Annotated in this window: 24 protein-coding genes; 14 read left to right on the plus strand and 10 right to left on the minus strand. The window is 64.5% G+C overall.

Features of this window, described 5'->3' with window-relative positions:
- Positions 1–58 precede the first annotated feature (58 nt).
- From V7Q53_RS00255 to V7Q53_RS00265, 3 genes are all read right to left on the minus strand, one after another.
- Positions 59–253, minus strand: a complete 195-nt coding sequence (locus V7Q53_RS00255; RefSeq protein ID WP_333826347.1) for a hypothetical protein — start codon at positions 251–253, stop codon at positions 59–61.
- Positions 254–450: 197 nt separating this feature from the next.
- Positions 451–1,632, minus strand: a complete 1,182-nt coding sequence (locus V7Q53_RS00260; protein WP_333826348.1) for an extracellular catalytic domain type 1 short-chain-length polyhydroxyalkanoate depolymerase — start codon at positions 1,630–1,632, stop codon at positions 451–453.
- Positions 1,633–1,799: 167 nt separating this feature from the next.
- Positions 1,800–4,100 carry a response regulator gene (locus tag V7Q53_RS00265; RefSeq protein ID WP_333826349.1) on the minus strand — a complete coding sequence of 767 codons (2,301 nt, stop codon included), beginning with the start codon at positions 4,098–4,100 and terminating at the stop codon, positions 1,800–1,802.
- A gap of 684 nt (positions 4,101–4,784) precedes the next feature.
- On the opposite strand from V7Q53_RS00265, the gene V7Q53_RS00270 reads away from it, so the two are divergent.
- Together V7Q53_RS00270 and V7Q53_RS00275 are read left to right on the plus strand one after the other, a co-directional pair.
- Positions 4,785–5,270, plus strand: a complete 486-nt coding sequence (locus tag V7Q53_RS00270; protein ID WP_333826350.1) for a YciE/YciF ferroxidase family protein — start codon at positions 4,785–4,787, stop codon at positions 5,268–5,270.
- A 103-nt stretch (positions 5,271–5,373) separates the two neighbouring features.
- The gene (locus tag V7Q53_RS00275; protein ID WP_333826351.1) at positions 5,374–5,967 is read left to right on the plus strand and encodes a sigma-70 family RNA polymerase sigma factor; all 594 of its coding nucleotides are present in this window, start codon (positions 5,374–5,376) and stop codon (positions 5,965–5,967) included.
- An 8-nt stretch (positions 5,968–5,975) separates the two neighbouring features.
- On the opposite strand, the gene V7Q53_RS00280 is transcribed toward V7Q53_RS00275, so the two are convergent.
- Complete coding sequence (locus V7Q53_RS00280) at positions 5,976–6,545, minus strand: pseudouridine synthase (RefSeq protein WP_442954400.1); 570 nt, start codon at positions 6,543–6,545, stop codon at positions 5,976–5,978.
- 222 nt (positions 6,546–6,767) lie between these two features.
- On the opposite strand from V7Q53_RS00280, the gene V7Q53_RS00285 reads away from it, so the two are divergent.
- The 8 genes from V7Q53_RS00285 to V7Q53_RS00320 all read left to right on the plus strand — a co-directional run bounded on the left by V7Q53_RS00285 (position 6,768) and on the right by V7Q53_RS00320 (position 14,987).
- Positions 6,768–7,478 (plus strand): aquaporin, encoded by a 711-nt coding sequence (locus V7Q53_RS00285; protein WP_333826353.1) that lies wholly within the window; start codon positions 6,768–6,770, stop codon positions 7,476–7,478.
- A 176-nt stretch (positions 7,479–7,654) separates the two neighbouring features.
- Entirely contained in the window at positions 7,655–8,428 is a 774-nt protein-coding gene (locus tag V7Q53_RS00290; RefSeq protein WP_333826354.1) for a DeoR/GlpR family DNA-binding transcription regulator, read from the plus strand.
- 175 nt (positions 8,429–8,603) lie between these two features.
- The gene (locus V7Q53_RS00295) at positions 8,604–9,593 is read left to right on the plus strand and encodes an ABC transporter permease (RefSeq protein ID WP_333826355.1); all 990 of its coding nucleotides are present in this window, start codon (positions 8,604–8,606) and stop codon (positions 9,591–9,593) included.
- A gap of 74 nt (positions 9,594–9,667) precedes the next feature.
- Positions 9,668–10,729 (plus strand): sugar ABC transporter substrate-binding protein, encoded by a 1,062-nt coding sequence (locus V7Q53_RS00300; RefSeq protein WP_333826356.1) that lies wholly within the window; start codon positions 9,668–9,670, stop codon positions 10,727–10,729.
- Between the two features lie 69 nt (positions 10,730–10,798).
- A complete protein-coding gene (locus V7Q53_RS00305) occupies positions 10,799–11,566 on the plus strand; it encodes an ATP-binding cassette domain-containing protein (protein ID WP_333826357.1) in 768 nt (255 codons plus the stop codon).
- A 25-nt stretch (positions 11,567–11,591) separates the two neighbouring features.
- Positions 11,592–13,304, plus strand: a complete 1,713-nt coding sequence (araB, locus tag V7Q53_RS00310) for a ribulokinase (RefSeq protein ID WP_333826358.1) — start codon at positions 11,592–11,594, stop codon at positions 13,302–13,304.
- Complete coding sequence (locus V7Q53_RS00315; RefSeq protein WP_333826359.1) at positions 13,301–13,951, plus strand: L-ribulose-5-phosphate 4-epimerase; 651 nt, start codon at positions 13,301–13,303, stop codon at positions 13,949–13,951. The genes araB and V7Q53_RS00315 overlap by 4 nt, the downstream gene beginning before the upstream one ends.
- Before the next feature lie 79 nt (positions 13,952–14,030).
- On the plus strand, positions 14,031–14,987 hold the full coding sequence (locus V7Q53_RS00320; protein ID WP_333826360.1) for a sugar-binding transcriptional regulator: 957 nt from the start codon (positions 14,031–14,033) through the stop codon (positions 14,985–14,987).
- Positions 14,988–15,001: 14 nt separating this feature from the next.
- On the opposite strand, the gene V7Q53_RS00325 is transcribed toward V7Q53_RS00320, so the two are convergent.
- From V7Q53_RS00325 to V7Q53_RS00335, 3 genes are all read right to left on the minus strand, one after another.
- A complete protein-coding gene (locus V7Q53_RS00325) occupies positions 15,002–16,273 on the minus strand; it encodes a class II aldolase/adducin family protein (RefSeq protein ID WP_333826361.1) in 1,272 nt (423 codons plus the stop codon).
- A 24-nt stretch (positions 16,274–16,297) separates the two neighbouring features.
- Positions 16,298–17,854 carry an FGGY family carbohydrate kinase gene (locus V7Q53_RS00330; protein WP_333826362.1) on the minus strand — a complete coding sequence of 519 codons (1,557 nt, stop codon included), beginning with the start codon at positions 17,852–17,854 and terminating at the stop codon, positions 16,298–16,300.
- Between the two features lie 64 nt (positions 17,855–17,918).
- Positions 17,919–18,962, minus strand: a complete 1,044-nt coding sequence (locus V7Q53_RS00335) for a 2-hydroxyacid dehydrogenase (protein WP_333826363.1) — start codon at positions 18,960–18,962, stop codon at positions 17,919–17,921.
- Between the two features lie 398 nt (positions 18,963–19,360).
- On the opposite strand from V7Q53_RS00335, the gene V7Q53_RS00340 reads away from it, so the two are divergent.
- Positions 19,361–20,128, plus strand: coding sequence for an SDR family NAD(P)-dependent oxidoreductase (locus V7Q53_RS00340; RefSeq protein ID WP_333826500.1), 768 nt, complete (start codon positions 19,361–19,363; stop codon positions 20,126–20,128).
- A gap of 2 nt (positions 20,129–20,130) precedes the next feature.
- On the opposite strand, the gene V7Q53_RS00345 is transcribed toward V7Q53_RS00340, so the two are convergent.
- The 3 genes from V7Q53_RS00345 to V7Q53_RS00355 all read right to left on the minus strand — a co-directional run bounded on the left by V7Q53_RS00345 (position 20,131) and on the right by V7Q53_RS00355 (position 23,093).
- The gene (locus tag V7Q53_RS00345; RefSeq protein ID WP_333826364.1) at positions 20,131–20,841 is read right to left on the minus strand and encodes a GntR family transcriptional regulator; all 711 of its coding nucleotides are present in this window, start codon (positions 20,839–20,841) and stop codon (positions 20,131–20,133) included.
- 31 nt (positions 20,842–20,872) lie between these two features.
- Positions 20,873–22,249: a glutamine synthetase family protein gene (locus tag V7Q53_RS00350; RefSeq protein ID WP_333826365.1), complete on the minus strand. Its 1,377-nt coding sequence runs from the start codon at positions 22,247–22,249 to the stop codon at positions 20,873–20,875.
- An 85-nt stretch (positions 22,250–22,334) separates the two neighbouring features.
- Positions 22,335–23,093: an SDR family NAD(P)-dependent oxidoreductase gene (locus tag V7Q53_RS00355; protein ID WP_333826366.1), complete on the minus strand. Its 759-nt coding sequence runs from the start codon at positions 23,091–23,093 to the stop codon at positions 22,335–22,337.
- 184 nt (positions 23,094–23,277) lie between these two features.
- Between V7Q53_RS00355 and V7Q53_RS00360 the strand changes: the two genes are divergently transcribed.
- From V7Q53_RS00360 to V7Q53_RS00370, 3 genes are read left to right on the plus strand one after another with little or no spacing between them, the layout of a single operon-like run.
- The gene (locus V7Q53_RS00360) at positions 23,278–24,210 is read left to right on the plus strand and encodes a 3-hydroxyacyl-CoA dehydrogenase NAD-binding domain-containing protein (protein ID WP_333826367.1); all 933 of its coding nucleotides are present in this window, start codon (positions 23,278–23,280) and stop codon (positions 24,208–24,210) included.
- The gene (locus V7Q53_RS00365; protein WP_333826368.1) at positions 24,203–24,883 is read left to right on the plus strand and encodes an aspartate/glutamate racemase family protein; all 681 of its coding nucleotides are present in this window, start codon (positions 24,203–24,205) and stop codon (positions 24,881–24,883) included. The genes V7Q53_RS00360 and V7Q53_RS00365 overlap by 8 nt, the downstream gene beginning before the upstream one ends.
- A 12-nt stretch (positions 24,884–24,895) precedes the next feature.
- Positions 24,896–26,281: an aminotransferase gene (locus V7Q53_RS00370; protein WP_333826369.1), complete on the plus strand. Its 1,386-nt coding sequence runs from the start codon at positions 24,896–24,898 to the stop codon at positions 26,279–26,281.
- The last annotated feature ends 104 nt before the right edge of the window (positions 26,282–26,385 follow it).

The raw sequence follows: 26,385 nt of genomic DNA on the forward strand, positions 1-26,385 counted from the left end.
GGTAACCACGCCCGCTGCCCTGCACCGGGCCGGGTTTGCTGACCGCGCGGTCCGGTCGTCACAGGCTGGACGGCAAGCTACGGTCGTTTCCGGCATTTCCGTGCATCATCTTCGGCGGCACGATCCGGTCGCTTTCGCCCTTCGGGCGGCCCGTGGCCTTGGCCTGCTCGCTGCTGCGGGGGCCATCCTTTCCGCCATGGCGAAGGCGTTGGGTCATTGCGGCCCAGTTATCGGCAATCTGATCCCATTCCATGTGATGATCCTTTCTGGAGACGGCAGTGCGGGGGCTGTCGCGCGGCACGTGCTGAAGCAACCACCGCCGGTCCGGATTCGTTCCCGCGTGAATATCCGATCAGCCATTATCCGCCGCATTCAGCCCCGGCTGACCGCGCGCGGCGCGCTTGTCGCGGCGGAGCAGCAGAATGGGAAGGGCTGAACGGATGTCTGGCGTCATTGCGCGGGGGAACCGGCCAGAAAGAACCGGATCATCTGGACCGAGGCATCGGGGCCTTTGCCATCGGTATAGGAACCTGCCGCACGCCCGCCGGACCAGGCGTGGCCACCCGCCTCCACCATCCACAATTCCAGCAAAACCGTGCCATCCCGGCCAGCAAAATCGCTGCGGGTGTAGCTGCGCCCGCGCACCGACCGGCTGGTCACCTTTGTCGGTGCCGCTTCGCCGCCCAGCACACCTGCCACGATCATCGCTGCGTTGGACGGATGCACCGTGCTGTCGGAATCCCCATGAAACACGATCCGGCGCAGGGGTTTTGACGGCGCGGCGATGCCCGTTGCCGCACCTCCGGAGGCCCCGCCGCTGCGCATCGCCGACATTGCCGAGAGCACATCGCGCGCCGCGCCGCGCGCCAGCCCCGAATGAACCCCAGCCGCCGAAAACACATCCGGATAGACATCTGCCAGAATGGCGGCCATTGCCCCTCCGGCAGACAGACCGGCCACAAAGACCGCATCACGCTCAAGGCCAAGCTCCCTCGTCAGCTTCCGTGTCAGGGAGGCAAGAAGTGCAGGCTCTCCGGCGCCGCGTTTCTGATCGCCGGGCCGGAACCAGTTCCAGCACGCAGCCGCATTGTTCCCGCTGGTCTGCGCCGGATAGGCGATGGCAAGGCCATGTTTCTCGGCCAGCACATTCATATGGGTGCCGACGGCAAAGTCATCCGGGGTCTGGTTGCAGCCGTGCAGCATCAGGATCAGGCCTTTGGGCCGCTTGGGCTGGCTGGCGGGCAAATAGAGGCGGTAGCTGCGCGTTCCTGCGGTGGTGTGGTGCCTGCGGCTGAGATATTGCGCGCCGTCGGGGGTGCGGGGTGTGACCGTGCGCCCGGTTGTCCCGCCGCCTGACCCCGACCGCTGCGGCTGCGCTGCCCGCAACTGCTTGAGCACTGTCCCAAGCGTGCGGCCTGCCTTCGGTGCTTTCGTCCGGGCGGGCTTGGCTTTGAGCGGGGTGGCCTTGCGGGGCTTGGCCTTCTTTGGCTGAAGCGCGGCAAGCGGGGCGAGGGCGCTGTCCACCATGAGACCGGCCATTGTTTGCTGAAAAGACCGGGTCGCCTGCGTCATGCCGGCAGAGCGCATCATCCGGTTCGCACGGCGCATTGCCGCCGCAAAGCTACGTGTCATAAGGAGATTTCCTTTGAAGGGTCAACCGTGCTGACCGGGCGCACAGACGGGTCATGCTGCAGTGCAGCTAAGTCAAACGCGCCATCACCGCTTTGGTTTCCGGAAATCTGTGGGCTCAGGCCGTTGCCTTCAGGGCACCGCAGCCGCACACGCCGCAAAGCCCGGTGTCAGACGTTCTGCGCGTCGGCGGCAAGGGCAAGCCTGACCAGCGCCGGAAGCGACGAAGCCCCCGTCTTGCGCATGACTGAGGCGCGGTGGTTTTCAACCGTGCGCTGGTTGATCCCCAGATCGGCGGCGATGATCTTGTTGGGGGCACCCTCCAGCACCCGCACCAGAACCTCGCGCTCACGCGTGGTCAGGTCTTCGAACCGTCTTTGCGCCGCCTTGCGCGACTGGGCCTGTGTGTTTCCGTCTGCCCCGGTGTCGATGGCGTGGCGCACACTTGCCAGCAGATCGGCCGCGCTGGCCGGTTTTTCGATCAGGTCCGACGCCCCGGCCTTCAACGCGGCAACAGCCATGGCGGCATCACCATGGCCGGTCAGCATGACGGCGGGCAAGGGTGACAACTGGCTTCGCAACAGGGCAATCAAGGCGACGCCGTCCATGCCGGGCAGAAGGTTATCGACCAGAAGGCAGGCGGCGCCTGTGGGGCGCGGCGCTGCCAGAAACGCTTCGGCCGAACCATAGGTGACGGCCATCCAGCCTTCGGCCTCGAACAGGCGGCGCATGGCTTCGCGGATCATCAGGTCATCATCAATGATATGCACGCTTATCCCTGAAGGGTCAGAGCGGCGGGCGGTTCTGGCTTTTGCGGTGCGCGCCGTAAGCATGAGGTCTGATATCTGGGCCAGAAGCACCTCTGGCATCACCGGCTTGATCACCTGTCTGAACGAAGACCGCGCGATGCTTTTCAGCGTCGCCGAGGTGATGTCGCCGGTCAGGATGATGGTCGGCACCGTCTCGCCCAGAACATCCGGCAGATCCTGCGCCAGTGACAGGCCACTGGCACTTCCGTGAAGGTCGAAATCGGTCAGCAGCAGGTCGGGCTGCGCAACGTCACTGCTGGCCCATGCCAGCGCATCCTCGGCATCGGCGTGGGCAATGACCGTATGCCCCTCTTTGACCAGAACCTCGGCCAGCAGATCGCGCAGCGGTTCGTCGTCTTCGACCAGAAGGATCGTTCCGGTCTGGCGCACGGCAGCCGCTTCGGGTGCTGCGGGCGGGGCTTCGGGGGCAGCGTCGACAACCGGCAGCCTGATCATGAAGGCTGACCCCTTGCCGGGTGTCGAGCGCACCGAAACCGGATGGTCCATCAGCTGCCCCAGCCGCTGAACGATCGACAGGCCAAGCCCAAGGCCGTGCCCGGAGAGCGCCGGTGACTTGTCGATCTGATGATAGGCATCAAAGATCGTTTCCATTTCCGCCTCGGCCACGCCGATGCCGCTGTCACAGACCAGAATGGTCAGGAACTGCCCCCTGCGCCGGCATCCCATCAGAATACCGCCCTTCGGGGTGTATTTCAGGGCATTTGACAGCAGGTTGCGCAGCATCTGCTCCAGCAGCTGCGGATCGGTCCTTACCCAGGCCTTGCACGGCACGGACCGCAGTTTCAGGCCCTTGAGGCCGCATTGCGGACCGAATTCATCGGCAAGGCGCTGCATCAGCGGGGCGATGGCGACCGGCCGCATGTCCGGCCGGACAATGCCCGATTCAATCCTGTTCACATCCAGCATCGAATCCAGCATGGCCGTCATGGAACTCAGCGTCTGATTCAGCAGCATGACCAGCCGCGCCCCCTCGGTTGAGCGTTTGTGCCGTGCCAGCAGCTTGTGCAGCAGCGCCATGGATTGCAGGGGCTGGCGCAGATCGTGGCTGGCCGAGGCGAGGAAGCGCGATTTGGCCTTGGTCGCGCGCTCAGCTTCGCCCATCGCCGTCAGAAGGGCCGCGTTGGTGCGCTTGCGCCCGGTGATATCCACATAGGTGATCACCACGCCCTCCATCTGCCCCGCTTCGGTGCGGTAAGGCTGGATGCGGCGCAGGAACCACTTTCCGTCTGCCCCTTCGGTTTCCCGTTCGACGGCTTCGGACGTAGCGAGCACGGCGCGGGCATCTGTGGCAAACGCGTCATCCCCCGCCACGGCGGCAAGGTCTGCCAGAGGGCGGCCGACATCGGTGGGGATCACGCGGAAAATGGCGCGCGCGGCGGGGGTGAAGAAACGGATGTTCAGATCAAGGTCCAGAAACAGCGTCGCGACATTGGTGCTGTAGAGGACGTTCTGCAGGTCGTTGGCCGTGGTGCGGTGGCGCTCCAATGTGTCCTGCAACCGGGTATTGAGCGCGGTCAGTTCCTCGTTCAGCGCTTGCAGTTCTTCCTTCGAGTCCTTCAGTTCCTCGTTGGCGGACTGAAGCTCCTGGTTGACCGAAAGGGCTTTGGCGCCTCGCGTATTACCCGCCTCATGTTCCGACATGGCCATCTCCAACGGGGACTGAGTGCCGCAGGTGCAGCGATAGCAGGAATTTGCACAAGCGGATACCTCATTTGACCGCCCCCGGCATGGCCACGGCGATGTGCAACGCGGGTCTGAGTAGATTCCGGTGCTTTTTGGCGCACCCGGAAAAACGTATGGTCTGCCCTACTGAGAGAAGAGTTCCCTGAACGGCTGGATGGCAGGGTTGGGTTGCTATGCGCCAGGTGGTTTCCCTCCCGCTTGTTGCGTTGCGACGGAAAACAAACCCGGCTGTCCGGCCGCGTTCAGGAGTTGCTGTGCGCCGGGTTAGCGCCTTGTGCAATTGCATTGCAGCGCACCCCAGGAACGACGCCCGGAAGGGTATGCCCTACGCATCCGGCCTGGCAGGTCAGGCGAATGAGCCATCAATACAAGGAAAACGAACATGAACCAGATCATCTATATCGTCGGCGCGGTCGTTATCGTCATTGCCGTCCTCAGCTTTTTCGGGCTGCGCTGAGGCGCCTTCAGAGGCGGAACCCTGCCTCTGAGCCCTGGCATCCTGCGCGGGCTGCATGCGTTCTTCGCGCAGGTACTCTGATTACGCCGGCAGGCTTCGGCACAGATTTGGCGCAGCAGGCCGCAAGACAATCACGCCGCGTTCCGTCACGGAGCGTGCCACCGACGTTTTGCAGGAGCACGCCCATGACAATCGAAACTCTGGAAGACCTGTTTCTTCACACGCTGAAAGATGTGCTCTACGCCGAACGCAAGATCCTCAAGGCGCTTCCGAAAATGGAGCGCAGAGCAAGCGACAAGGCGCTGAGGTCGGCCCTTTCCGCGCATCGCGATGAAACCGAAGACCATGTTGTGCGCCTTGAGGAGGTTTTCGAAAGCCTCGGCAAGCCCGCGCGCGGTGCTAAATGCGATGCGATGGTCGGGCTGATCGACGAAGCCGAAGGGCTGATGGCCGATATCGACGACGCCGGAACGATGGATGCCGCCCTCATCTCGCTTGCGCAGGCGGTCGAGCATTATGAAATCGCCCGCTACGGTACATTGGTGGCCTGGGCGCGGCAACTTGGCCATCCCCGGGCGGCGGCGCTGCTGAAAACAACGCTGGATGAGGAATATGGTGCCGACAAGGCGCTGTCAAAACTCGCCGAGGAACGCCTGAACCCGGCCGCCTGAACGGCGCGCGGTCCGCCGATGCGATCGTTATTTGCCTGCCAAGTCACTCTGCCGGTCGTGCATCGGCGGCAGAGGGGCACTCAACTGAAGCGGGAAGCATTCCATGACCGAACAACATCCGTTCCACGTTCTGCTTCCGCAGCACAGCTTGTCCCTGCGCAGGCGTGCCCTGAAACTTACCGGCAACGAGCATCGGGCCGAAGATCTGGTGCAGGCCACACTGCTGAAGGCATGGGCCAGTCGTGAAAGTTTCAGTCCTGAAACCAATCTGGGTGCATGGTTGTTCACCATCCTGCGCAATACGTTCTTTTCCGACCTGCGCAAACACCGCCGCGAGGTGGAGGATATTGATGGCGCAAGCGCCGAGGCCTTGTTCGAGGAGGCCCGGCAGGACCATGCGCTGGCGCTCAAAGAGCTGATGGCGGCCATCGCGCAACTGCCCGACGCCCAGCGTGAGCCGCTGGTGCTGATGGGGGCCTATGGGTTTTCGCAGCTTGAAGCCGCCGATGCCTGCCACTGCACGGTCGGCACAATCAAAAGCCGGGTAAGCCGCGCCAGATCCATGCTCACCCGCATCATGGTGCAGGAAGAGATAGAGCCGCTTGCCCCGGCACCCCGCGTCCGGGTGATGCACCGGCCCTTCAGGCCGTTCCGGCAGGAGGTTGCTTCTGAAATGATGGCCGCGCGCGCCGGATAGCGTGGCGCTCAGGACCGGCTGCGCGGCGCCAGCCCTTCGGGTATCTCCGCCCGGCGCCAGCGGCCCGCCTCCAGCCCGTCCAGCGCCCATGGCCCCACGCTCTGGCGTATCAGCCGCAGCGTCGGATGGCCGATGGCGGCTGTCATCCGGCGCACCTGCCGGTTGCGCCCCTCATGGATGGTCAGCTCAAGCCACTGGTCCGGCACGCTGATCCGGAAGCGCACAGGCGGATCGCGCGGCCAGAGGGCCGGCGGGTCAATCCGCCGGGCCTGCGCCGGGCGCGTTGGCCCGTCGTTCAGAAGCACCCCGGCGCGCAGCCGCTCCAGCGCCGCATCCTCGGGCAGGCCTTCGACCTGCACCAGATAGGTCTTGGCAAGCCTGTGGCGCGGGTCCGCGATGCGCGCCTGAAGGCGGCCATCATCGGTCAGCACCATCAGTCCTTCGCTGTCCCGGTCAAGGCGACCGGCGGGGTAAACACCTGGAATATCAATGAAATCCGACAGGGTGGGGCGCGGCGATACCGTCCCGCGATCGGTGAACTGGGGCAACACGCCAAACGGCTTGTTGAACAGGATCACGGTGTTCGTCGGGTGCGCAAACGCCTTTGCCCTTGGTTTACGACCATCCCTCATGCGTTCAAAACCCCGATCTATCGCTCAGCCTCTGTTCTTATGCGCTTCTGGGCGCAGCGGCGAATCGGTATTGCCTGCCGCGAAAATTTTTCTTGAGTCTCGTCTTGATTTTGTCGAATGCTCCGCCAAGCGGCGATGGGCCGCGGTGCATGGTAAATGAGTATTGGTATGTCATCCAAAATGGTCGCCGAATTCATCGGCACGTTCACATTGGTTCTGTTCGGTTGCGGCGCTGCGGTTATCGCGGGTGCCGATGGGCTATCCGGTATCGGCCTTGCCGGGATCAGCTTTGCTTTCGGTCTGGCGCTGATCGGCATGGCTTATGGTATCGGCCCGGTTTCAGGCTGTCACATCAACCCTGCGGTGTCGCTGGGCGTCATGCTTTCGGGCCGGATGACCGCAGGCGACATGGTGATGTATTGGGTTGCGCAGGTCGCGGGCGCGATTGCTGCGGCGGCTATCCTGTTGCTGATCGCGTCCGGCACGGCATCCTATACCGGGGGTCTGGGTGCGAATGGCTGGGGGCCGGGCTATCTGGGCGAATATACCGCCGTTGCCGCTTTCACGTTCGAGGTGGTTGCGACCTTCGTGTTTGTGGTCGTGATTCTTGGCGCCACCGGCAAAGGTGCTTCGGTGCAACTGGCGGGTCTTGCAATCGGGCTGACACTGGTTGTCATCCACCTTGTCGGCATCAAGGTGACCGGCGTTTCCGTCAACCCTGCGCGCTCGATCGGCCCGGCGCTGTTTTCCGGCGGTACGGCCCTGACACAGTTGTGGCTGTTCATTCTTGCACCGGCAATGGGCGCAGCGCTGGCAGGCATTCTGTTCCGTTCCGGCATTCTGTTCCGGGCTGATGTCCCTGACGCGCTGCAGGCCTGAGACGATGCGGGCCTGAAATGATGAGGGCCTGACGAAAATCCGGCGCCACTCCGACAGCCGGGGTGGCGCCGAGGGGATTGACGCAAGGCCCCCCCGGGCCCCTGACACGCATCAGATGATTGACAAACGTCAGCTTCGTGATCACTGAAGATCATTTTCCCGCTACAGGTGATCATATGAACGAAGTTGACCGCCATCAAATCATCCTGGCCTCGTTGCAGGAACGCCAGTTCGTCACCGTGAACGACCTGTCCGATCTGGTGGAGGCATCCCCGGCCACGGTGCGGCGCGATATCGTCAAGCTTGATGAGAAGGGGCTGCTGCGCAAGGTTCACGGCGGCATTGCCCCGCTTGATACAGCGGTCGGCGGGATTGTGCGCGGCAAGCCCTACCGTGAGAACGAGGTTCTCAATGTCGTGCAGAAACAGGACATCGCCGAAGCCGGTGTCCAGCTTTGCAACAACGGCGACACGATCTTCATTCACGCAGGCTCAACCTGTTCGATCTTTTCGCAGCGCCTGACCGAGAAAAGCCTGCGGATCGTGACCAATTCCATCGCCGTGGCCGAACATATCTGGCGTAATGACCGCTGCCAGCTGCACCTGCTGGGCGGCGATCTGTACCGCGAACCAGCGATTCTGCACTCCCCGCAGCGCTGGCAGGAAGAGTTTTTTGTGGACAAATGCTTTCTGGGCACGCTGGGGCTGTGCCCCGAGGGCTTGCTGGAAAACAACCCTATGCTGGCCCGGGTCAGCAGCACCGTCGCTGACCGTTCAAGCGAGGTGATCGTGCTGGCCGACAGCTCAAAATTCGCGATGCGTCCGCAACTTCTGTCGCTGCCGATGGCGCGCGTGAGCACCCTGATCACCGATGACGGCATCTCTGAGCGTGACGCGCGGATGATCGAGGATGCCGGTGTGCGCCTGATTGTTGCACCGCCAAGCCGGTAGCGCCGCAGCATCGATTACTGCGCAATATTGCTCATGCGTGATTTTACCTGAGCACTTATAAAACATATTGACAATTTTATGTCATTAACGGCTAATGGCTGCGCATATAAGATCACAGCGCGGCAATCTTCCATCAGATCCGCGCGGTGAACGAAGCAGGGGAGGGCTTCGCTTCATGACATTGAACACCGCAGACCAAATGGGCAAGGGCACCGGCCGCAACGCGCTGGCGCTTCTTTCGCGCGTCAATTTTCTGGTGATGCCGCTGCTGCTCATCACCCTCGTGCTTTCGGTTGTCTCGCCGCAGTTCCTGTCGCCGATGAACATCGAGAACGTGACGCGGCTTGCGGCGATCTATGTGATCCTTGGCGTCGGTCAGACCTATGTGATGACGACCGGCAATATCGACCTTTCCATCGGCTCGATGACCGCGCTGGTGATGGCGATTGTGGGAACCTATGTGCTGTCCGGCGGGCCGCTGATCCTGGCTATTCTGTTCGCGCTGGTCCTCGGTGCCGTCTTCGGCGCGATCAACGGGATCATGGTGACGAAGCTGCGCATCCCCGCGCTGCTGGCGACACTGGGTGCGCTGGTCACCTATCGCGGCATCGTCAATGAATACATGTATGGCAGCTATCACGTCCGCTTTCCGGCAGAGCTGCGCTTTCTGGGGCAGGGCAAGATCATGGGCATTCCCACCCCTGTCATCATTGCCTTCGTTGTCGCGCTGGTCGGTTGGTACATGCTGAACCACATGCGCTTTGGCCGCCATGTCGTGGCTGTCGGCGCGAATGAAGAGGCCGCGCGCCGGGCAGGGATCAATGTGGACTGGGTCAAGATCCGGGTCTTCGCCCTGCAGGGCATGCTGGCCGGGCTTGCCGCCATTGTCTTCATGGGGCGTCTGAATTCGGCCCATCCCAACTTTGGCGTGGGGATGGAGTTGCACATCATCGCCGGCACGGTTCTGGGAGGAACGCTGCTGTTCGGCGGTTACGGCACCATCATCGGCACGGTGATCGGGATGGTTCTGATCGGGGTTCTGGAAAATGGCCTGCTTCTGGCCGGGGCCGGGTTCTTCTGGCAGCAGATTTTCCTGGGCGTCCTGATCGTGACTTCGGTGGCCGTGCAGATGCACTTCCATCGCAAGCGCAATCAACAGGGTTGACGCATAGACCCCGCGCCGCTTCAGGGCCGCGCGGGCAGGTTCCGGCAATCATTCGACCAAGGGAGGAGAAGACAATGCAACAAGGACTGAAAACACTTCTGATGGCGACGGCGGCCACGGCGCTCGCGGTCAGTTCTGCCGCTGCGCAGGACCGAACGACAATCGCGTTCGTGTCCTTCACGCAGGACATCACCGATCTTTACGGTCAGGTGCTCAGCGGTCTGCGCGGCGGGCTGGACGGGGCGGGGTTTGACTATTCCATGACCACGGCCGCGCCCCCCTCGCCGGATGATTTCGCGGGGATGGACCGTATTCTGGCCGATGTCGCCACCGTCGCACCCGATTTCGCGGTCATTGGCGGCGCGTCTTTCGAGCTGATCGAGGACCGCATCCGCCAGATCGAAGAAGGCGGAACGACGACAATCATCGTTGACGTGCTGCCCACCTCGCTGCCCGAGCCGCCGGATGTCAGCCCGCTGACATGGATCGCCGTGGATCACCGCGAAATGGGCCGCGTCGGGGGTGAATACATGGGCCAGCAGTTCTGCCAGGGCGACAAGGACCAGATCCGCACGGTTCTGTTCTGGGGCCCCGCAGCCTCGGAGATTTCGCAAAACCGCATCGGCGGCGCGGTAGACGCGCTTGAGCAGGAGTTGGAGGCCTGCGGCAAGTCGCTGGAGATCGCGCAGGAGGTGTTCGCCGATTTCAACCGCGAACGCTCGTTCAACCTGATGACCGGCATCGCTACGGCGCAACCGAACCTTGATCTGGTGATCGGCGCGAACAGCAACACCGCGCTGGGTGTCATGGATGCAATGGATTCGCTGGGCTTGCTGGGCGGGCAGACGCAGATTCTGGGCATGGGCGGCCAGCTGGACGAGCTGGCGGCAATCTGCCGGGGTGATATCGCCGCCGCTGGGTTCCGCGATGCCAACCGGATGGGCCGTGTCACCGCCGAAGCGATTATCGCCGCGGCTGCCGGTGACGCCGAAAGCGTGCCCGAAATTACCTCGGCCGATCTGCCGGTGCTCTATGATTGCGAAGGTGTCTTTGCCACGGTTCCCCGCGTGATGCTGGAGTTGGACGGCTTCCGCACGGCCATCCCGGCCAGCATGTGGGATGAATACGCCAACTGACCTGGTTTACAGGCCGGGCAGTTTCAGCCCGGCCTGTGCCAACCCAGCCTTCTGTTATCGGAGCGAGCCATGCATCCCGCGAATTCCGCCGCAGTTCTGGAACTGCGCAACGTCTCAAAAGCTTACGGCGCCATCAAGGCTGCTACCGGCGTGTCCTTTCAGGTCGGCCCCACGGAAACCGTCGCGCTGGTCGGTGACAACGGCGCGGGCAAGTCCACGCTGGTCAAGATGATCTCGGGCACGATCCAGCCCACCGACGGCACGCTGGTGATGGAGGGGGAAGCCGTTGCCTTCCGCTCCCCGGCCGACGCGCGCGCGCATGGGGTGGAGACCGTCTTTCAGGATCTGGCGCTGATCGACCAGCTTGATGCCGCCGGGAACCTGTTTCTGGGCCGTGAACTGACGCGAGGCGGCAAAATAGGCCAGTTTCTGGGCCTGCTGGATCTGCGTGAGATGTGGGCACGGACCGAGGCTGCGCTGAAGGATTCCAACCTCAAGGTGCCCAGCGTCAAGCGCCCTGTGCGCTCGATGTCCGGGGGTCAGCGGCAGGCGAATGCGATTGTGCGCACCGTCTACTGGGGCAAAAAGCTTTTGCTGCTGGACGAGCCGACCGCCGCGCTGGGTGTCGACGAATCCGAGCACACATTGCGCGCGATCGAGCGTATTCGGGAAAAGCAGCTGCCGATGATCGTGGTCAGCCACAACCTGCAGCATGTGTTCCGCATCTCTGACCGCATCCTTGTCATGCGGCAGGGCCGGCTGGCCGCACAGCTTGTCACCAGCGAGACCACGCCCGAAGAGGTGGTCGCTTATATAACGGGTGCCAAGGCAGCCTGACGCGCTACAGATGCCGGGAGAGACGATGCAACAGGCCGCCAAACCCTATGCCATCGGCATTGACTATGGGACCGAGTCTGGCCGCGCGGTTCTGGTCGATACCAGAAACGGCGATGAACTGGCCATGGCCGTGCATGTCTATGCGGATGGCGTGATCTCGCATGCCCTGCCGGGCTGTTCCGAGCGGCTTCCGCCGGACTGGGCGCTGCAAAACCCGCAGGATTACATCGAGGTGCTGCGCAACACCGTGCCCGCTGTCCTGCGCGAAGCCGGGGTGCCGGGCACGGCGGTCTGCGGCATTGGCATTGATTTCACCGCCTGCACCATGCTGCCCACGCTGGCTGACGGCACGCCCCTGTGCCAGCTTGAGACGCTGCGCGATCAGCCGCATGCCTGGGTGAAGCTGTGGAAGCATCACGCCGCCCAGCCGCAGGCAGACCGGATCAACGCCCTTGCCCGCGCGCGGGCCGAGCCGTGGCTGGCGCGCTATGGCGGCAAGATCAGCTCAGAGTGGTTCTTTGCCAAGGCGCTGCAAATCCTTGAGGAAGCGCCCGAAATCTACGCACAGGCCGACCGGCTGATCGAGGCGGCCGACTGGGTTGTCTGGCAACTGACCGGGCGCGAGACCCGCAATATCTGCACCGCAGGCTACAAGGCGATCTATCAGGACGGCAACTTTCCGTCCTCCGGGTTTCTGGGCGCGCTGCACCCCGGGCTTGCCGATATGGTCGATACCCGTATGTCGCGCGAGTTGCTGCCGCTGGGCGAATGCGCGGGCGGGCTTTGCGCGCGCGCCGCTGACTGGACAGGCCTGCCTGAGGGGACGCCGGTTGCCGTGGCCAATGTCGATGCCCATGTCACCGTGCCCGCGACGGGCGACACCTCGGCAGGCACCTTTGTCGCCATCATGGGCACCTCAACCTGCCATGTCCTGATCGGCGAGGCCATGCACGATGTTGAGGGCATGTGCGGTGTGGTGGACGGCGGGGTCGTGCGCGGCCTTCCGGGCTATGAGGCCGGGCAGAACGCTGTCGGCGATATCTTCGGCTGGTTCGTCAATGGCTTTGTGCCTGAACAGATCGCGCAGCAGGCCCGCGCGCAAGGGGTTGATCTGCATAGCTGGCTGGCCGCCGAGGCCGCGCGCCAGGTGCCCGGTGAACACGGGCTGCTGGTGCTGGACTGGATGAACGGCAACCGCAGTGTGCTGGTGGATGCCGACCTGAGCGGGGTCATTCTGGGCCTGACGCTGCACAGCACCGCCGTCGATGTCTATCGCGCGCTGCTTGAGGCCACCGCTTTTGGCACAAGGATGATCCTTGAAGGGTTTGAGCAGGCGGGCGTTCCGGTCCGTCGCTTTGTCGCCGCCGGGGGCCTGCCCGCCAGAAGCCCGCTTCTGATGCAACTGACCGCCGATATCTGCAACCGGGATATCCATGTGATCCGCAGCACGCAGGGCCCGGCAGTGGGTTCGGCCATTCACGGGGCCGTGGCGGCGGGGGTCTGGCCGGATGTGCCCACGGCTGCGCGCCATATGGGCGGGCTCTCAAAGCAGGTCTATCGCCCCGCACCCGATGCCGCGCGCGTCTATGACGAGATCTATGCAGATTACCGCCACCTGCATGATCTGCTGGGCCGCGCCGGGCCGACCGGCAGCGAGCGGCTGATCAAGCGCCTGCGCGGCCGCCGGAACACCACCCTTCTCGACCGCGACACCCTGCCACCGGAGGCGAGCGAATGAACATCATGGACCTGCGCGAGACGGTCTGCAAACTGCATGCCTATCTGCCGCGCAACGGCCTTGTCTCATGGACGACGGGCAATATCAGCGGGCGCGTTCCGGGCAGCCGTCAGATGATCATCAAGCCCAGCGGCATGGAATATGAGGCGCTGACGCCGCAATCCATGGTCGCTGTCGATATTGATAATCTGACAACGCAGGGCAGCCTCAAACCCTCGTCCGATACGGCAACGCATGCCTATATCTATCAGGAGATGCCGGAAATCGGCGGCATCGTGCACACCCACAGCCCCTATGCGACCGCCTGGTCAACCTCGGGCAATGACCTGCCCTGCATCCTGACGGCCATGGCAGATGAATTCGGCGGCCCGATCCCCTGCGCGGGTTTCGCCCCTATCGGCGGCCCCGAGATCGGGCATGAGGTGGTCAAGGCGCTGCGCAATCACCGCTCTCCGGCGGTTCTGCTGCGAAGCCATGGTGTCTTTGCCATCGGCCCCACGCCGCGTGACGCCGTGAAGGCCGCGATCATGTGCGAGGATACGGCGCGCACTGTTTTCCTGGCCCGCCAGCTTGGTGAGCCGCACACCATCAGCCCCGAAGATATCGACCGCCTGCACCACCGCTATGTAACCTGCTACGGGCAGTAACCGGCCCGCCTTCGCCCTCGCTTTCGGCCGTATGCTATGACATAAACCCGTCATCATGCGGCCAGCGGGCAGAGCTTCAGTGAAATCCGGTTCCGACACCCACGACCAGATCCGCGAAATCGCCTGGATGCATTACATCGCCGGGCTGACCCAGTCCGAGATCGCGCAGCGTCGTGGCCTGAGCAAGATGCGGGTGCACCGGCTGGTGCAGGCCGCGCATGAGATGGGTATCGTCAAATTCTTTGTCGACGCAACACCCGCTGACTGCGTCGCGCTTGAAACCGAACTGATCGCCGCTTACGGGCTGCGCAGTTGCACCGTTGTGCCGGATGCCGGGTTGCCTGCGACCATGGCCGGGGCGATGCCCGCCGTCGCCAGTGCCGGCGCCCGGTTCCTGCATGGGCGGCTGGAGAGCACCGAAAAGCTGGTCTTCGGCATCGGCGCAGGCCGCACCATGTCTGAGGTGGTGCGCGCGTTGCCGCGTATCCGGCGGCGCAAGGCTGAGTTCCTTTCTGTGACCGGCGATTTTGCCGCGCTCAGCGCTGCCAATCCCTTTGAGGTGATTCACCTGCTGATCGACAAGACCGGGGGCACCGGCTACGCCTTTACCGCGCCCCTGATCGTTGACACGCCGGAAGACCGCGCGCTGTTTCTGCGCCAGCGCAGCATCCAGACCTCCTTTCACCGCCTCAGATCAGCCGATCTTATCGTTCTGGGGCTTGGCCATATCGGGCCGGGTTCGTTCTTTCAGTCCTTTGACCTGCTGAGCGACGGTGAGCAGACTGAACTGGCGCGTGGTGGGGTGGTGGCTGATCTGGCGGGCAACCTGCTGGATGCCGACGGGCAGTTTGTGGACAGCGGGATCGCACAGCGCATGCTGGGGATGGACCGGGCCCTGCTACAGGACCGCGAGGTTGTGGCAATCTGCGCGGGGCTGGAGAAATGGCAGGCTGCGCGCGCGGCGCTCCGCTCCGGTCATCTGACCGGGCTGATCACCTCGCGCGGGCTGGCAGAGAAGGTTCTGAGCGTCGTCTGAGATGCGCGCCGAACTCAGCCGGCGGGCTTCAGTTTGGCCTGTTCCAGCGACCAGTATTCCATGTCGAACAGATCGCCCTCTGACAGCGGGGTAAAGCGGCCCAGGGCCTCGGCAGACAGAACCACCCGCGCGCCCTGCTCGGCAAGATCGGCGGCGATTCCGGCCTCTTTGGCCGTCTTGCCGATACCGACAAGGCCCAGCCCCCTGATCAGCGCCACGCGCGGCAGCGGGTCCAGCATTGTCTTGCCCTCGGTCGCACGGGCGGCGTTGCGATGGAAATAGGCCTCATACCAGTCAGCGAAGCCGCGCACCGCGCGCTGCCAGTCCTCAAGGCCGAACTTTTCGTCCCCCAGCACGGGCCGGGGTTTGATGCGGATAACGTGATCCGGCGTGACGGTGCCCCGCGTGCAAACCCCGGCCAGATCGGGCAGCGCAAGATACTGATCAATCGCCGCACTGTAGCGCAGATCAAGCGCAAGCCCGCCCGAAAAGACCGGCCATTCCGACAGCGCCGTGCGGAGCGCGTCAAGGGTGGCATGGCCTTCCCTCGCCGGGTCTTGCTGCTGCGCCGCTGGCGGCACAAGGGCTGCGCCGTGCTGCGCCAGATGCTCTTCGCATTGCGTCGTGTAGCGGATAATCGCCTCATAGGCGCTGCGGGCATCGGGGCCTTGCGAGAACAGGCCGTGGTTCACCAGAAACAAGCCCGCCGCCTCAGCGCCCCGCGCGGCAAACAGGCGGTTGGCCGCGACGGAAAGCTGAAAGCCCGGCATGACATAGGGAATCACGCACAGCTCAGACCCGAAGATATCAAGCGCGCGTTCGGCGGCGTCCGGCTGGTTTGCGATCGCCAGTGCGGCACAGGAATGGGTGTGATCAACGAATTTGCCGGGCAGGAAGGCATGCAGCAGCGCCTCGACCGAGGGGGTGGGGCCGGTGGGGTCCAGCATTTCGCGCCGCAGCAGCGCCACCATCTCTTCGTCCCGCATCGCCGTTTCCCCCGCCACCTGCAACAGCGGCGCCAGCCAGACGGCGGGCAGGCCGGGCTCTTCGATCGTGCCCAGATCCCAGCCGGAACCCTTCACATGCAATACATCGCGCAACCGGCCCCCGGCATCGGCGCGCTGCGTCTTGACCGATGTGTTGCCGCCGCCGTGCAGTACCAGCTCCGGCTCCTGCCCGATCAGGCGCGATGAATAGACCCGCAGCGCCAGATCGCGCTCAGCCCCGCACGCGCCGGTCGCCGCCAGCAGCCCGTCAACCTCGGCTTCATTCCACAAGGATTTCATGTTTGTGTCCCTTTCCGCTTCCTGTCAGATCCTTGCCCCTGCCGGGCGCCAGATCGGCTCCAGCGTGCCGCGCGCGCCCAGTCCGGCGGCGGCGCGTGTCACCTCATCCCACTGTCGCTCGATGCTGCGATAGCTTTCGCGCGCTGCCGGATCGGGCGACACCCGCCGCTCGATGGGGCTGGCCATGGCGCGCACCGCTTCATCCAGCGTCGGGAACAGACCCGCTCCGCTGGCGGCCAGCATCGCGCAGCCAAGCGCCGTGGTTTCCCGGGCGACGGGAATATCAACCTCTCGGCCCGTGACATCAGCAATGATCTGCGGCCAGAGCGTGCCCTGACTTGACCCGCCGGTGAATTGCACAACGTCATGGCGCACACCGGACAAGGCCTCCAGCCGCGTCAGATGCTGATGCGCCAGAAATGCGCCGCTTTCCATGACGCCCCGGGCAATCTGGCCAAGGGCCAGACCGGGCTGGTTCAGGTCAAAGCCCAGAAATCCAAGCGGCGGCTGGCACCAGTTGTCCGATTGCATCGGACAGGCGGTGGTGGCGATGACCCCGCCTGCAGGCGCTTCGCGCGCCAGGGATTCGATCAGATCGAACGCATTGAGGCTGGCGCCTGTCCGGTTCAGAACCGGCACCACGAACGCATCGCGCACCCAGCGCAGCGCAAAGCCGCTCAGAAACCCGATCCCCTCGACCATCCATTCGCCCGGCCGGGCATGGCACAGGGTCCGTGGGCCGCAGTCCGGGTCAATCAGCGGGCGGTCGGACAGATAGGTCATCTGCCAGAAGCTGCCGCCCACCAGTGTGGCATCGCCACTGCGCCGCCCCAGCCCCAGCAGCGCCAGTTGCGTATCAGCCCCGCCCGCAATTACCGGGGTGCCCGGCGCAAGGCCGCAGCGCGCGGCGGCGTCTGGCCGGACCGTTCCGATGGGCGTGCCCGGCTCCACCACCTGCGGCATCATCGCCGGGTCCAGCCCCACAGCGCCGATCAGCCGCCCGGACCAGTCACGCTTGCCCAGATCAAAAAGCGCGCTGGACGATCCTGCGGAGGGTTCGGTGAAATATTCCCCCGTCATCCGGGTTGCCAGCCAGTCGGAAATCATGCCCATCCGGCGGATGCGCGCGAACAGTTCAGGCCGGTTGTCTTGCAACCACAGCAGGCGGGCCGGGGCGGTGATGGAGACCCAGTCGCCGGCGATGCGGAAAATGTCATCGGCAAGGCCGCTTTCGACCAGCCTATCCGCCTCGGTCCGCGCGCGGGAATCGACATTGGGGCAGGCCCAGATCACCGCGTCCTTCTCGTCATACAGAACGATCCCCTCGCGCATCGAGGTGGTGGCGACAGCGGCGATCCGTTCCGCGCTGATCCCGGCCTCTGCAATCGCGCGCCCGATCACACGGTCGATCAGGGCGCCGTTGCCCTCAGTCGCAAAATCAAGCCCGCCGGGTGCATCCGCCGCTACCGGGTGCGTCCATTCTTCCTGTGCCGCGCCCACGACAGCGCCGCTCAGATCGTGGATGATCGCGCGGCCGCTGCCGGTTCCGGCGTCAATCGCCATGACAAGATCGCCAGACATGATACTTCCCCCCTTTTGATCCCTGAAAGCGCGCTCCCTCAACGCCCCTCACCAAGGGCGGAAATCAGGTGCACGGGTTGCGCACCGGCTCTCCCTTCAGGAAGCGGGCGAAATCTTCGGCCACCTGTGCGGCGGCGAATGTGGCCACCCGGCGCGAGGCCCCGGCAATATGCGGCGTCAGCGTGACATTCGGCAGCCGCAGAAGCGCGTCATTGGGCTGCGGCGGCTCCACGATATAGGTATCCAGCGCCGCGCCGCCCAACCGACCCTGCGAAAGTGCCTCGCACAGCGCATCCTGATCCACCAGTTCGCCGCGCGCGGTGTTGATCAGCACCGCTGTCGGCTTCATTGTCGCAATCCGCAGTGCCGAGATCATGCCCCGTGTCTCCGGCGTCAGGCGCGCATGAAGGCTGACCACGTCGCAGCGTTCCAGCAGCGCCTCCAGATCGACCTGTTCAACACCGTCCAGCGCGTCTGTCAGGCTCAGCGACACGAAGGGATCGCAGATCAGGATCTTGCAGCCAAAGGGCTTGAGAAGCCGCACCACCCGCTGCCCGATATGGCTGTAACCGATGATGCCGACGCAAAGATCCGCCAGCTCGTCGCCCGTGCGGTCATAGCGATAGAGATCGCCGCGCCAGATACCCGCAGCCATACCGGCATGGCCTACGGTAATCTTGCGCAGATTGGCGAGGATGGCGCCGATGGTGAATTCCGCCACCGACGACGCATTGCGCCCGGGCACATTGCTGACCACGATGCCACGCTCTTTCGCGGCTGCGGTATTGATGTTCACCGGCCCGCCGCGCGTAACGCCGATGAATTTCAGCCGGGGGGCGCTTTCCAGCAGCCCGCGTGTGACGGGCGCCAGATGCGTCACCAGCGCATCCGCCTGAGACACCAGCGCGGTGATCGCGTCGGGCGTGCCGCTGTATTCCTTGATCTCGTCTCCCGCCGGGCCGTCATGGCCAAAGAAGGGCACATCCGGCCAGTCCAGATCAAGCGGCAGGATATCCATGTCATCGGCAACCGCGTGCCGTACCGCATCGGCCAGAACCGCGCCGGTGATGAACTGATCTCCAATCGCTGCAACCGTCAGTTTTGCCATTCGCACCCCCGGGTGGATATAAATAACTCTACTGTTAATTATATCCACCCGGAACGTTTGTTGTCAACGTCCGAGGCTGGTTGTTCTGCCGTCCTGCACAGTCATGAGCCGGCCGGCGATGATGCCGCCAACGGCCCCCACCGCCCTTACAAAACAGTTTGTGTGCGGAGGCTGACGCGCTAAAGAAGGCGCAAGGTTCATCGAAGGGGGATCGCATGAGCAATGCCGGTAAACCCGCAGCCGCCGGTGAGCGGCCTGCGTTGCGCGGTGGCCGGTCAAGCGCATGCATGTTCAGGCGCGCGGATCTCGGATTTGCCGTCCCCACCCCCGCCACAGCATCTTTCAGGCATTGATGGCCGCGAAATCCGCGACGAACAACAGAAGGAGAAGGAATGAGCATGCAGGATTGGTCAGGCCATACAGCCATTGTCACCGGCGGGGCCTCAGGCCTTGGTGCTGCAACTGCCCGGCAACTGGCGGAAAGCGGGCTGAAAGTGGCGATTTTCGACCTGAACGAGGCAGCCGGGCAGGATCTGGCCGCGCAGATCGGCGGCGTTTTTGCACGGGTCGATGTGTCAGACCCCGCATCGGTCGCGCAGGGGCTGGACCTGGCGGAAAGCGCCCTTGGCGTGCCGCGCATTCTGGTGAACTGCGCGGGTATCGGCCCGGCCGCCAAGACGGTTTCGCGCGGGGTGGCGCATGATGCGGCGCTGTTCGAAAAGATCATCCGTATCAATCTGCTCGGCAGCTTCAACTGCGCCTCACAAGCCGCCGCGCGCATGGTCGCGGCTGAGCCTGTAAACGATGACGGCGCGCGGGGTGTGATCGTCAACACGGCCTCGGTGGCGGCGTTTGACGGGCAGATCGGGCAGGTGGCCTATGCTGCCTCCAAGGGCGGGATCGTCGGCATGACACTGCCCATGGCGCGCGATCTGGCCGATAAGGGCGTGCGGGTCTGCACCATTGCGCCGGGCCTGTTCCTGACGCCGCTGCTGCAGGGCCTGCCTGCGGAGGTGCAGCAAAGCCTTGGCATGCAGGTGCCCTTTCCCTCGCGGTTGGGCGACCCTGCGGAATATGCAGCGATGGTGGATCACATCACGCGCAATTCCATGCTGAACGGCGAAGTGATCCGCCTTGACGGCGCAATCCGCATGGCGCCGCGCTGAACTTATCGCGCAGAAGCAGGGGGGATGCTTTCAAACCTGCCATGCGCCATCAGAAAGGCATAACCGTCACGGATGTCGCGGGCCAGCAGGTCGGCGGCACCCTCGCCATCGCCCGCTTCCAGCCGTTTCACAATCTCGTCGTGGTAATCCAGCGCAAGGATACCGCGCAGGTCATTGTCGAACTGGCCACTGAACTGGCGCAGGAAGGGGCCGACCTGCAGCCACAGCGTTTCGATCAGGAACAGAAGCGAGGGGGAGCCGCAGGCGGCATAGATGCCGAACTTGAAATCATGGTTGTGCAGCAGATAGGCGTCAATATCCTGATCTTCGGCGGCGGCGGTCAGGGCGACGGCCACCTGCCGCAGCTTCACCAGCCGCGCCCGGTCCATCCCCGCCACGGCGCGCCGGGTTGCGGCCGGTTCGCAGACCAGCCGGGTCGTCATCAGGTCTGCAAACCGCTCGCGCGTCATCGCGGGCAGCACCATTGAGCCGTTGGGCAACTGATCCAGCGCGCGCAGGGCCTGCAGGCGCAGAAGGGCCGAGCGCACCGGCATGTCGCTCGTCCCCAGTTCCTGCGCCAGCTTGCGCGAAGTCAGTTTACGCCCCGGGACGATCTGGCCGGACATCAGCGCAAGGCGCAGCCGTTCATAGACCACTTCATGCAGCGGCTGGCTTTCAATCGCACCAAGGCCAATCGGGGGCTGTGCTTTCATGCGCGCATCGGGTGGCGGGAGGGCGGGTGCCTCATAGGGTGGTGCCATAAAGCTGCCATTCCAGATCGGTCACGGTGACTGCCAGTGCATCATGCTCGCCGCGCTTCACGGCGGCGAACATCCGGTGCAGCGGCGCACCAAGCAGCGCTTTCATCGCCGCTGACCCCTCGAATTGCTCAATCGCATCCAGCCAGCTTCCGGGCATCGGCGGATAGGCGGCATCGCCCTCTGGCCCTTCAGGCCCCGGCCCGGTGCCCGCCTCGATCCCGTCCAGCGCCGCGCCCAGCGTGATGGCCGCCACCAGATAGGCGTTGGCATCCACCCCGGCCACCCGATGCTCGAAATGGCGCGACTTTGCGCTGCCCGCCGGGATGCGCAGCGCCACATTGCGGTCCTCGGCCCCCCAGGTGTTGGACGCGGGTGAATAGACGGTGGCCGCAAACCGCCGCCAGCTGTTGAGCACCGGCGCCAGCACCAGCATCGAGGCCGCCATACTGGCCCGGATACCACCGATCGCGTTCAGCATCAGCGGCGACAGGGCGCCATCAGCGGTATCGCCAAAGACATTCGCTCCCGCCGCATCGGTCAGCGACAGATGCAGATGCATGCCTGAACCCGAGCTGTGCGAGAAGGGTTTCGACATGAAACACGCCTCCATCCCGAACCGCCGCGCCGTGGAGCGCAGCAGGCGTTTGGAGCGCAGGATATCATCCGCCGCCTGCGCAAGGTCGCGATAGCGCAGTGTCAGCTCAAACTGCCCGGCAGCATATTCCGAGATCAGGCTTTCCATCGGCAGACCCAGCGCCGCCGCGCCCTCATAGACGGCATCGAAAAACGGCGCCATCTCATCCAGCTCATCCACCGACATGCAGTTGGTGCTGATCAGCCGCCGTCCGGTCATGGGCGCGCGGGCGGGTTGGGGCCGCCCCTCGGCGTCGCGCTCCTTGTCGACCAGATAAAACTCCAGCTCCAGCGCGCCCATCGGCGTGAATCCCATCGCCTGCGCGCGGGCGATCTGCGCCTGCAGGGCATTGCGCGGGTCCAGCGGGCAGGGGGCACCATCGGCGCCCTCCATCTGCAACAGCACCACGCCGCGCCCAGTGGCTGTCTGAAAGCCCAGCGTATGCGGCACCGGCCAGCAGCGGCTGTCACCGCCGCCGTCCTCCATCAGCGCAATCGCGGCATCGACATCATGGCCGGACACATCCTGCGCGAACAGCGATGCGGGCATCCCGCGCCCTGAGGTGAACAGGCTTTCCAGCTCATGACGCCGGATGATCTTGCCCCGGCCCACGCCGTGCAGATCGCTGAGAACGATGTCGATGGCCTGCACATCGGGGTAAGCGGCCAGAAAGGCCGTGGCCTCGGACAGAGGGGCGCGGGGGAGGGAAGAAAAAGTTGTGGTCATTATTACCATGTCCGTCCGTGATCAGCCCGCGTCTGTAGCGACGGCATGAAGCGATGTATAGAACCCGCCGCTGGCGAGGCGTCTGTTACCCGGCGCTCATGCCGCCATCGACCGGGATCAGCGCCCCGGTCATGTACCCTGCCGCATCGGACGCCAGAAAGGCCGTCACGCGCGCCACATCCTCAGGCGTGCCAACCCGCCCCATCGGGATCGCCGCGCCATAGGCCGCAAGCGCCTCAGCGCGCGCCTTGCCGCTCAGCCCGGCGGCAAGCATCGGCGTGTCGGTATCGCCGGGGCAGACAGCGTTGACGCGGATGCCCTCGGCGGCGTGATCCAGCGCCATGCAGCGGGTTAGCTGCGCCACCGCCGCCTTGGAGACCGCATAGGCCAGCGCCCCCCGCGCGCCGGTGAGCGCCCAGTCAGACGCGATGTTGACGATGGCACCACCCTGCGCGCGCAATGCAGGCAGCGCCGCGCGCGACAGGCGGAAGACGGCACCAAGGTTGATGTCCATCATCTGGTCCCAGCTGGCATCCGTCGTGTCATCAGCGCGGCCGGGGGTGAGGATTCCGGCGTTGTTGACCAGCACATCCACCCGGCCAAAAGCCGCGAGCGCGGCCTGAATGATGGCCTCAGGCGCCGCGCGGTCAGACAGGTCAGCGGCAAGAAAGCGGGCGGAGGTGCCGTTGACGCTGAGCGCTTCGGCCAGCGCCGCGCCCTCATCCTGACGCCTCCCGACCAGCAGCAGGGCATGCCCTCGCGCCGCCAGCGCCCGCGCGATGGCCGCACCGATGCCAGAGGTCGCCCCGGTTACGATTGCGCAGCGTCCTGACGCGTAAAGCATCTGTCACCCCTCATTTCAATCGCATTTTAAAATTTGCGATCGCAAAAGTCAATGGCGCACAGGTTTCGGGCACAGACACGATTTATCCGTTTATTTAAGAACTAACTGTCGTTGCAAATACAATTTCCTTGCCTAAATATCTCTGAATATGTATATCATGATCGCAAAATAAACGAGGCCCGGGATGAACGAGAGGGACGGCGCGACACGGATTGCCATTCTGGGCGCGGGCCTGATCGGTGCGGCATGGGCGGCGCTGTTTCAGCACCACGGCGCCGATGTCCGCGTCTGGGATCCGGTCGCAGAAGCGCTGGGGGAAACGCCGGCGCGCATGGCCTCTCCGCTGGCGCAACTGGCTGAGGTTGCGCCGGATGCCGGGCCGCGCGGCACGCTGACATTATGCGGCAACCTGTCGGAGGCCGTCAGCGGCGCCATTCTGATTCAGGAAAACGCGCCCGAAAACATCCCGCTCAAACACGCGCTGTTCGCGCAGGTTGAGCCGTTGATGGGGCCGGATGCCGTGCTCGCCTCCTCCACCTCGGCGCTGACATGGTCAGAGCTGGCGCCCGGCCTGCAAGACCCCGCGCGCCTGATCACCGCCCATCCGTTCAACCCGCCGCATCTGGTGCCGTTGGTGGAAATCTATGGCACAGACCCCGCGCGCATTGCCCGGGCTGAGGCGATCTATCGCGCGGCGGGCCGGATGCCGGTGCGGCTGAAGAAGGATGCGACGGGGCATATCGCCAACCGCCTCGCCTCGGCCCTGTGGCGTGAGGCGGTGTTCATGGTGCAGGACGGTATTGCCGATGTTGAGGCGGTTGATGCGGCGCTGGTCAACGGGCCGGGGCTGCGCTGGTCGGTGCTGGGCGCGCATATGGCCTATCATCTGGGCGGCGGGACAGGGGGCATGGCGGGGTATCTGGCGCATCTTGGCCCCAGTCAGGAACGCCGCTGGGCCGCCCTTGGCAACCCCGCGCTGACCCCGGATGTGCAGGCCGCGTTGGTTGAGGGTGTCGCGCGCGAAGCGGCGGGCCGTGACATCGCAACGCTGGAAGCCGCGCGCGACAAGGCGCTGATTGCCGCACTGATCGCACGCAGAAAGGCCCCGCATGTCTGACAGAAAACCCCGCATCGCCCTGATCCATGCATTGGAGGAATCGGTCCTGCCGATCCGCGATGCCTTTGCCCGCCTCTGGCCCGAGGCCTATACTGCCGATCTGCTGGATGCCTCGCTTTCCGCCGATCTGGCGCGGGCTGGCGCGCTGGACGCGGCCATGACCAACCGCTTCCTCACGCTGGGCCGCTATGCCGCCAGCGGCACCGGCAGCCATGACACGCGGGCCATCCTGTTCACCTGCTCAGCCTTTGGCCCGGCCATTGAGGCGGTCAAGGCTGACCTGCCGATCCCGGTGATGCGCCCGAATGAGGCCGCGTTCACCGAGGCGCTGGAATTGGGCGAGCGCATCGCGCTGGTGGTGACCTTCGCACCTTCGCTGCCCGCCCTGACGCGCGAGTTGCAGGAGATGGCGCAGGCGCGGGGCAGGACCGTGCAGATTACCCCGGTTCTCGCCGAGGGCGCTCTCACCGCCCTGAAGGCGGGGGATGGCGCGGGGCATGATGCTGCGGTGCTGCGCGCCTGCAAGGGGCTGGGACCGCTCGATGCCATCGTGCTGGGCCAGTTCAGCCTTGCCCGCGCGGCGCGTGTCTTGCAGCCGCAGGCTGCTTGCCCCGTCGTGACCACGCCTGACAGTGCCGTGCGCGCTTTGCGCCGGCTGGTTCCGAACGCCTGAAAGGACCGTAGAATGAATGAACGTGCCAACCTGTCGCTTGCCCAGATGGACCAGATGAGCCTGTTTCACCCGGTCACCTCAATTGACGATCTGGAACAGAACGGCCCGCAGATCTATACCGCAGGTAGCGGGGTTGAACTGACGCGCGACAGCGGGCAGGTGCTGCTGGATATGGGCGCGGGGCTGTGGTGCGTGAATGTCGGCTATGGGCGCACCGAACTGGTGCAGGCCGGGGCCGATGCGATGCAGAAGCTCAGCTTTCAGCACTTCTTTGGCGGCGCATCGGCGGAACCGACCATCCGACTTGCCGACCGCCTGCTGGGCCTGTTCCGCGATACCGTGCCGGGGTCAGACATGGCGCGGGTGTTCTTTGGCAACTCCGGCTCAGATGCCAATGACACGGCGGTCAAGCTGGTGACCTATTACAACAACCTGCGCGGCAAACCGGCCAAGAAGAAGATCATCGCGCGCACCGGGGCCTATCATGGCCTGACCGTGGCTTCGGGCAGCCTGACCGGGATCGAGGGGTATCATAAAGCGTTCGATCTGCCGGTGAAGGGGGTGCTGCACACCTCCTGCCCGCACTACTTTGCCTTTTCCGAGCAGGGAGAATCCGAAGCCGCCTTTACCGACCGCCTGATCGCTGAGCTGGAAGCGATGATCGCCCGCGAAGGGGCCGACACCATCGCCGCCTTCATCGCCGAGCCGGTGATGGGCACCGGCGGCGTGTTGCTGCCGCCCGAGGGGTATTTCGCCCGTGTGCAGGAGGTGCTGGCGCGCCATGACATCCTGCTGATCGCCGATGAGGTGATTACAGGCTTTGGCCGCACCGGACAGTGGTTCGGCAGCGGCACCTATGGGCTGCGGCCTGATATCGTCTCGCTCGCCAAGGGGCTGACGAGCGCGTATTTCCCGATGTCGGCCTCGGTCATCTCGAACCGGATGTGGGACGTGTTCGCGGGCGCTTCGGGCAAGACGGGGGCGGTGATGCACGGCTTCACTTATTCCGGCCATCCGGTGGGCGCCGCAATCGCACTCGCCAATCTGGAGGTGATGGCGCGCGAGGGGATGGTGGAAAACGCCGCCCGGCTGGCGCCGGTGTTGCTGGACGCGCTGCGCGCCAGTGTCGCGGGCAACCCCCATGTCGGCGATGTGCGCGGGGTCGGGCTGATGGCGGGCGTGGAATTTGCGGGCTTTCCGGCGGGCAGCGCGCCGCACCGGGTTGTGGCGAAACACGCGATGGAGGAGGGCGTGCTGACCCGCGCCTTGCCCTATATGCCGGTCAACGCCTTCTCACCCCCGCTCTGTGTGACCGAGGCCGAGATCCTTGAGGCCGGGCGCCGCTATGCCCGCGCGCTCAAGGCCGCAACTCCGGCGCTGGACGCCTTGAGCGGCTGACCGCACCCGCATCCGCATCCGGGCGAAGCTTCCGCCACGCCGCTCGGCCGCTACGAAAAGGGTGGCCAAGGGGCGCGGCGGCGCGCTACACAAAACCCCGCATT

The sequence above is a fragment of the Pararhodobacter sp. genome, from assembly GCF_036802785.1.
In the GTDB taxonomy this organism is placed as follows: domain Bacteria; phylum Pseudomonadota; class Alphaproteobacteria; order Rhodobacterales; family Rhodobacteraceae; genus Pararhodobacter.

What these genes read in the sequence shown, in the direction of transcription:
- V7Q53_RS00350 (WP_333826365.1), bottom strand. Translation starts at nt 22,249, where the DNA reads ATGACCACAACTTTTTCTTCCCTCCCCCGCGCCCCTCTGTCCGAGGCC.
- V7Q53_RS00365 (WP_333826368.1), top strand. Translation starts at nt 24,203, where the DNA reads ATGTCTGACAGAAAACCCCGCATCGCCCTGATCCATGCATTGGAGGAA.
- V7Q53_RS00270 (WP_333826350.1), top strand. Translation starts at nt 4,785, where the DNA reads ATGACAATCGAAACTCTGGAAGACCTGTTTCTTCACACGCTGAAAGAT.
- V7Q53_RS00340 (WP_333826500.1), top strand. Translation starts at nt 19,361, where the DNA reads ATGCAGGATTGGTCAGGCCATACAGCCATTGTCACCGGCGGGGCCTCA.
- V7Q53_RS00260 (WP_333826348.1), bottom strand. Translation starts at nt 1,632, where the DNA reads ATGACACGTAGCTTTGCGGCGGCAATGCGCCGTGCGAACCGGATGATG.
- V7Q53_RS00325 (WP_333826361.1), bottom strand. Translation starts at nt 16,273, where the DNA reads ATGAAATCCTTGTGGAATGAAGCCGAGGTTGACGGGCTGCTGGCGGCG.
- V7Q53_RS00275 (WP_333826351.1), top strand. Translation starts at nt 5,374, where the DNA reads ATGACCGAACAACATCCGTTCCACGTTCTGCTTCCGCAGCACAGCTTG.
- V7Q53_RS00345 (WP_333826364.1), bottom strand. Translation starts at nt 20,841, where the DNA reads ATGAAAGCACAGCCCCCGATTGGCCTTGGTGCGATTGAAAGCCAGCCG.
- V7Q53_RS00290 (WP_333826354.1), top strand. Translation starts at nt 7,655, where the DNA reads ATGAACGAAGTTGACCGCCATCAAATCATCCTGGCCTCGTTGCAGGAA.
- araB (WP_333826358.1), top strand. Translation starts at nt 11,592, where the DNA reads ATGCAACAGGCCGCCAAACCCTATGCCATCGGCATTGACTATGGGACC.
- V7Q53_RS00305 (WP_333826357.1), top strand. Translation starts at nt 10,799, where the DNA reads ATGCATCCCGCGAATTCCGCCGCAGTTCTGGAACTGCGCAACGTCTCA.
- V7Q53_RS00355 (WP_333826366.1), bottom strand. Translation starts at nt 23,093, where the DNA reads ATGCTTTACGCGTCAGGACGCTGCGCAATCGTAACCGGGGCGACCTCT.
- V7Q53_RS00330 (WP_333826362.1), bottom strand. Translation starts at nt 17,854, where the DNA reads ATGTCTGGCGATCTTGTCATGGCGATTGACGCCGGAACCGGCAGCGGC.
- V7Q53_RS00315 (WP_333826359.1), top strand. Translation starts at nt 13,301, where the DNA reads ATGAACATCATGGACCTGCGCGAGACGGTCTGCAAACTGCATGCCTAT.
- V7Q53_RS00255 (WP_333826347.1), bottom strand. Translation starts at nt 253, where the DNA reads ATGGAATGGGATCAGATTGCCGATAACTGGGCCGCAATGACCCAACGC.
- V7Q53_RS00370 (WP_333826369.1), top strand. Translation starts at nt 24,896, where the DNA reads ATGAATGAACGTGCCAACCTGTCGCTTGCCCAGATGGACCAGATGAGC.
- V7Q53_RS00300 (WP_333826356.1), top strand. Translation starts at nt 9,668, where the DNA reads ATGCAACAAGGACTGAAAACACTTCTGATGGCGACGGCGGCCACGGCG.
- V7Q53_RS00335 (WP_333826363.1), bottom strand. Translation starts at nt 18,962, where the DNA reads ATGGCAAAACTGACGGTTGCAGCGATTGGAGATCAGTTCATCACCGGC.
- V7Q53_RS00285 (WP_333826353.1), top strand. Translation starts at nt 6,768, where the DNA reads ATGTCATCCAAAATGGTCGCCGAATTCATCGGCACGTTCACATTGGTT.
- V7Q53_RS00360 (WP_333826367.1), top strand. Translation starts at nt 23,278, where the DNA reads ATGAACGAGAGGGACGGCGCGACACGGATTGCCATTCTGGGCGCGGGC.
- V7Q53_RS00265 (WP_333826349.1), bottom strand. Translation starts at nt 4,100, where the DNA reads ATGTCGGAACATGAGGCGGGTAATACGCGAGGCGCCAAAGCCCTTTCG.
- V7Q53_RS00295 (WP_333826355.1), top strand. Translation starts at nt 8,604, where the DNA reads ATGACATTGAACACCGCAGACCAAATGGGCAAGGGCACCGGCCGCAAC.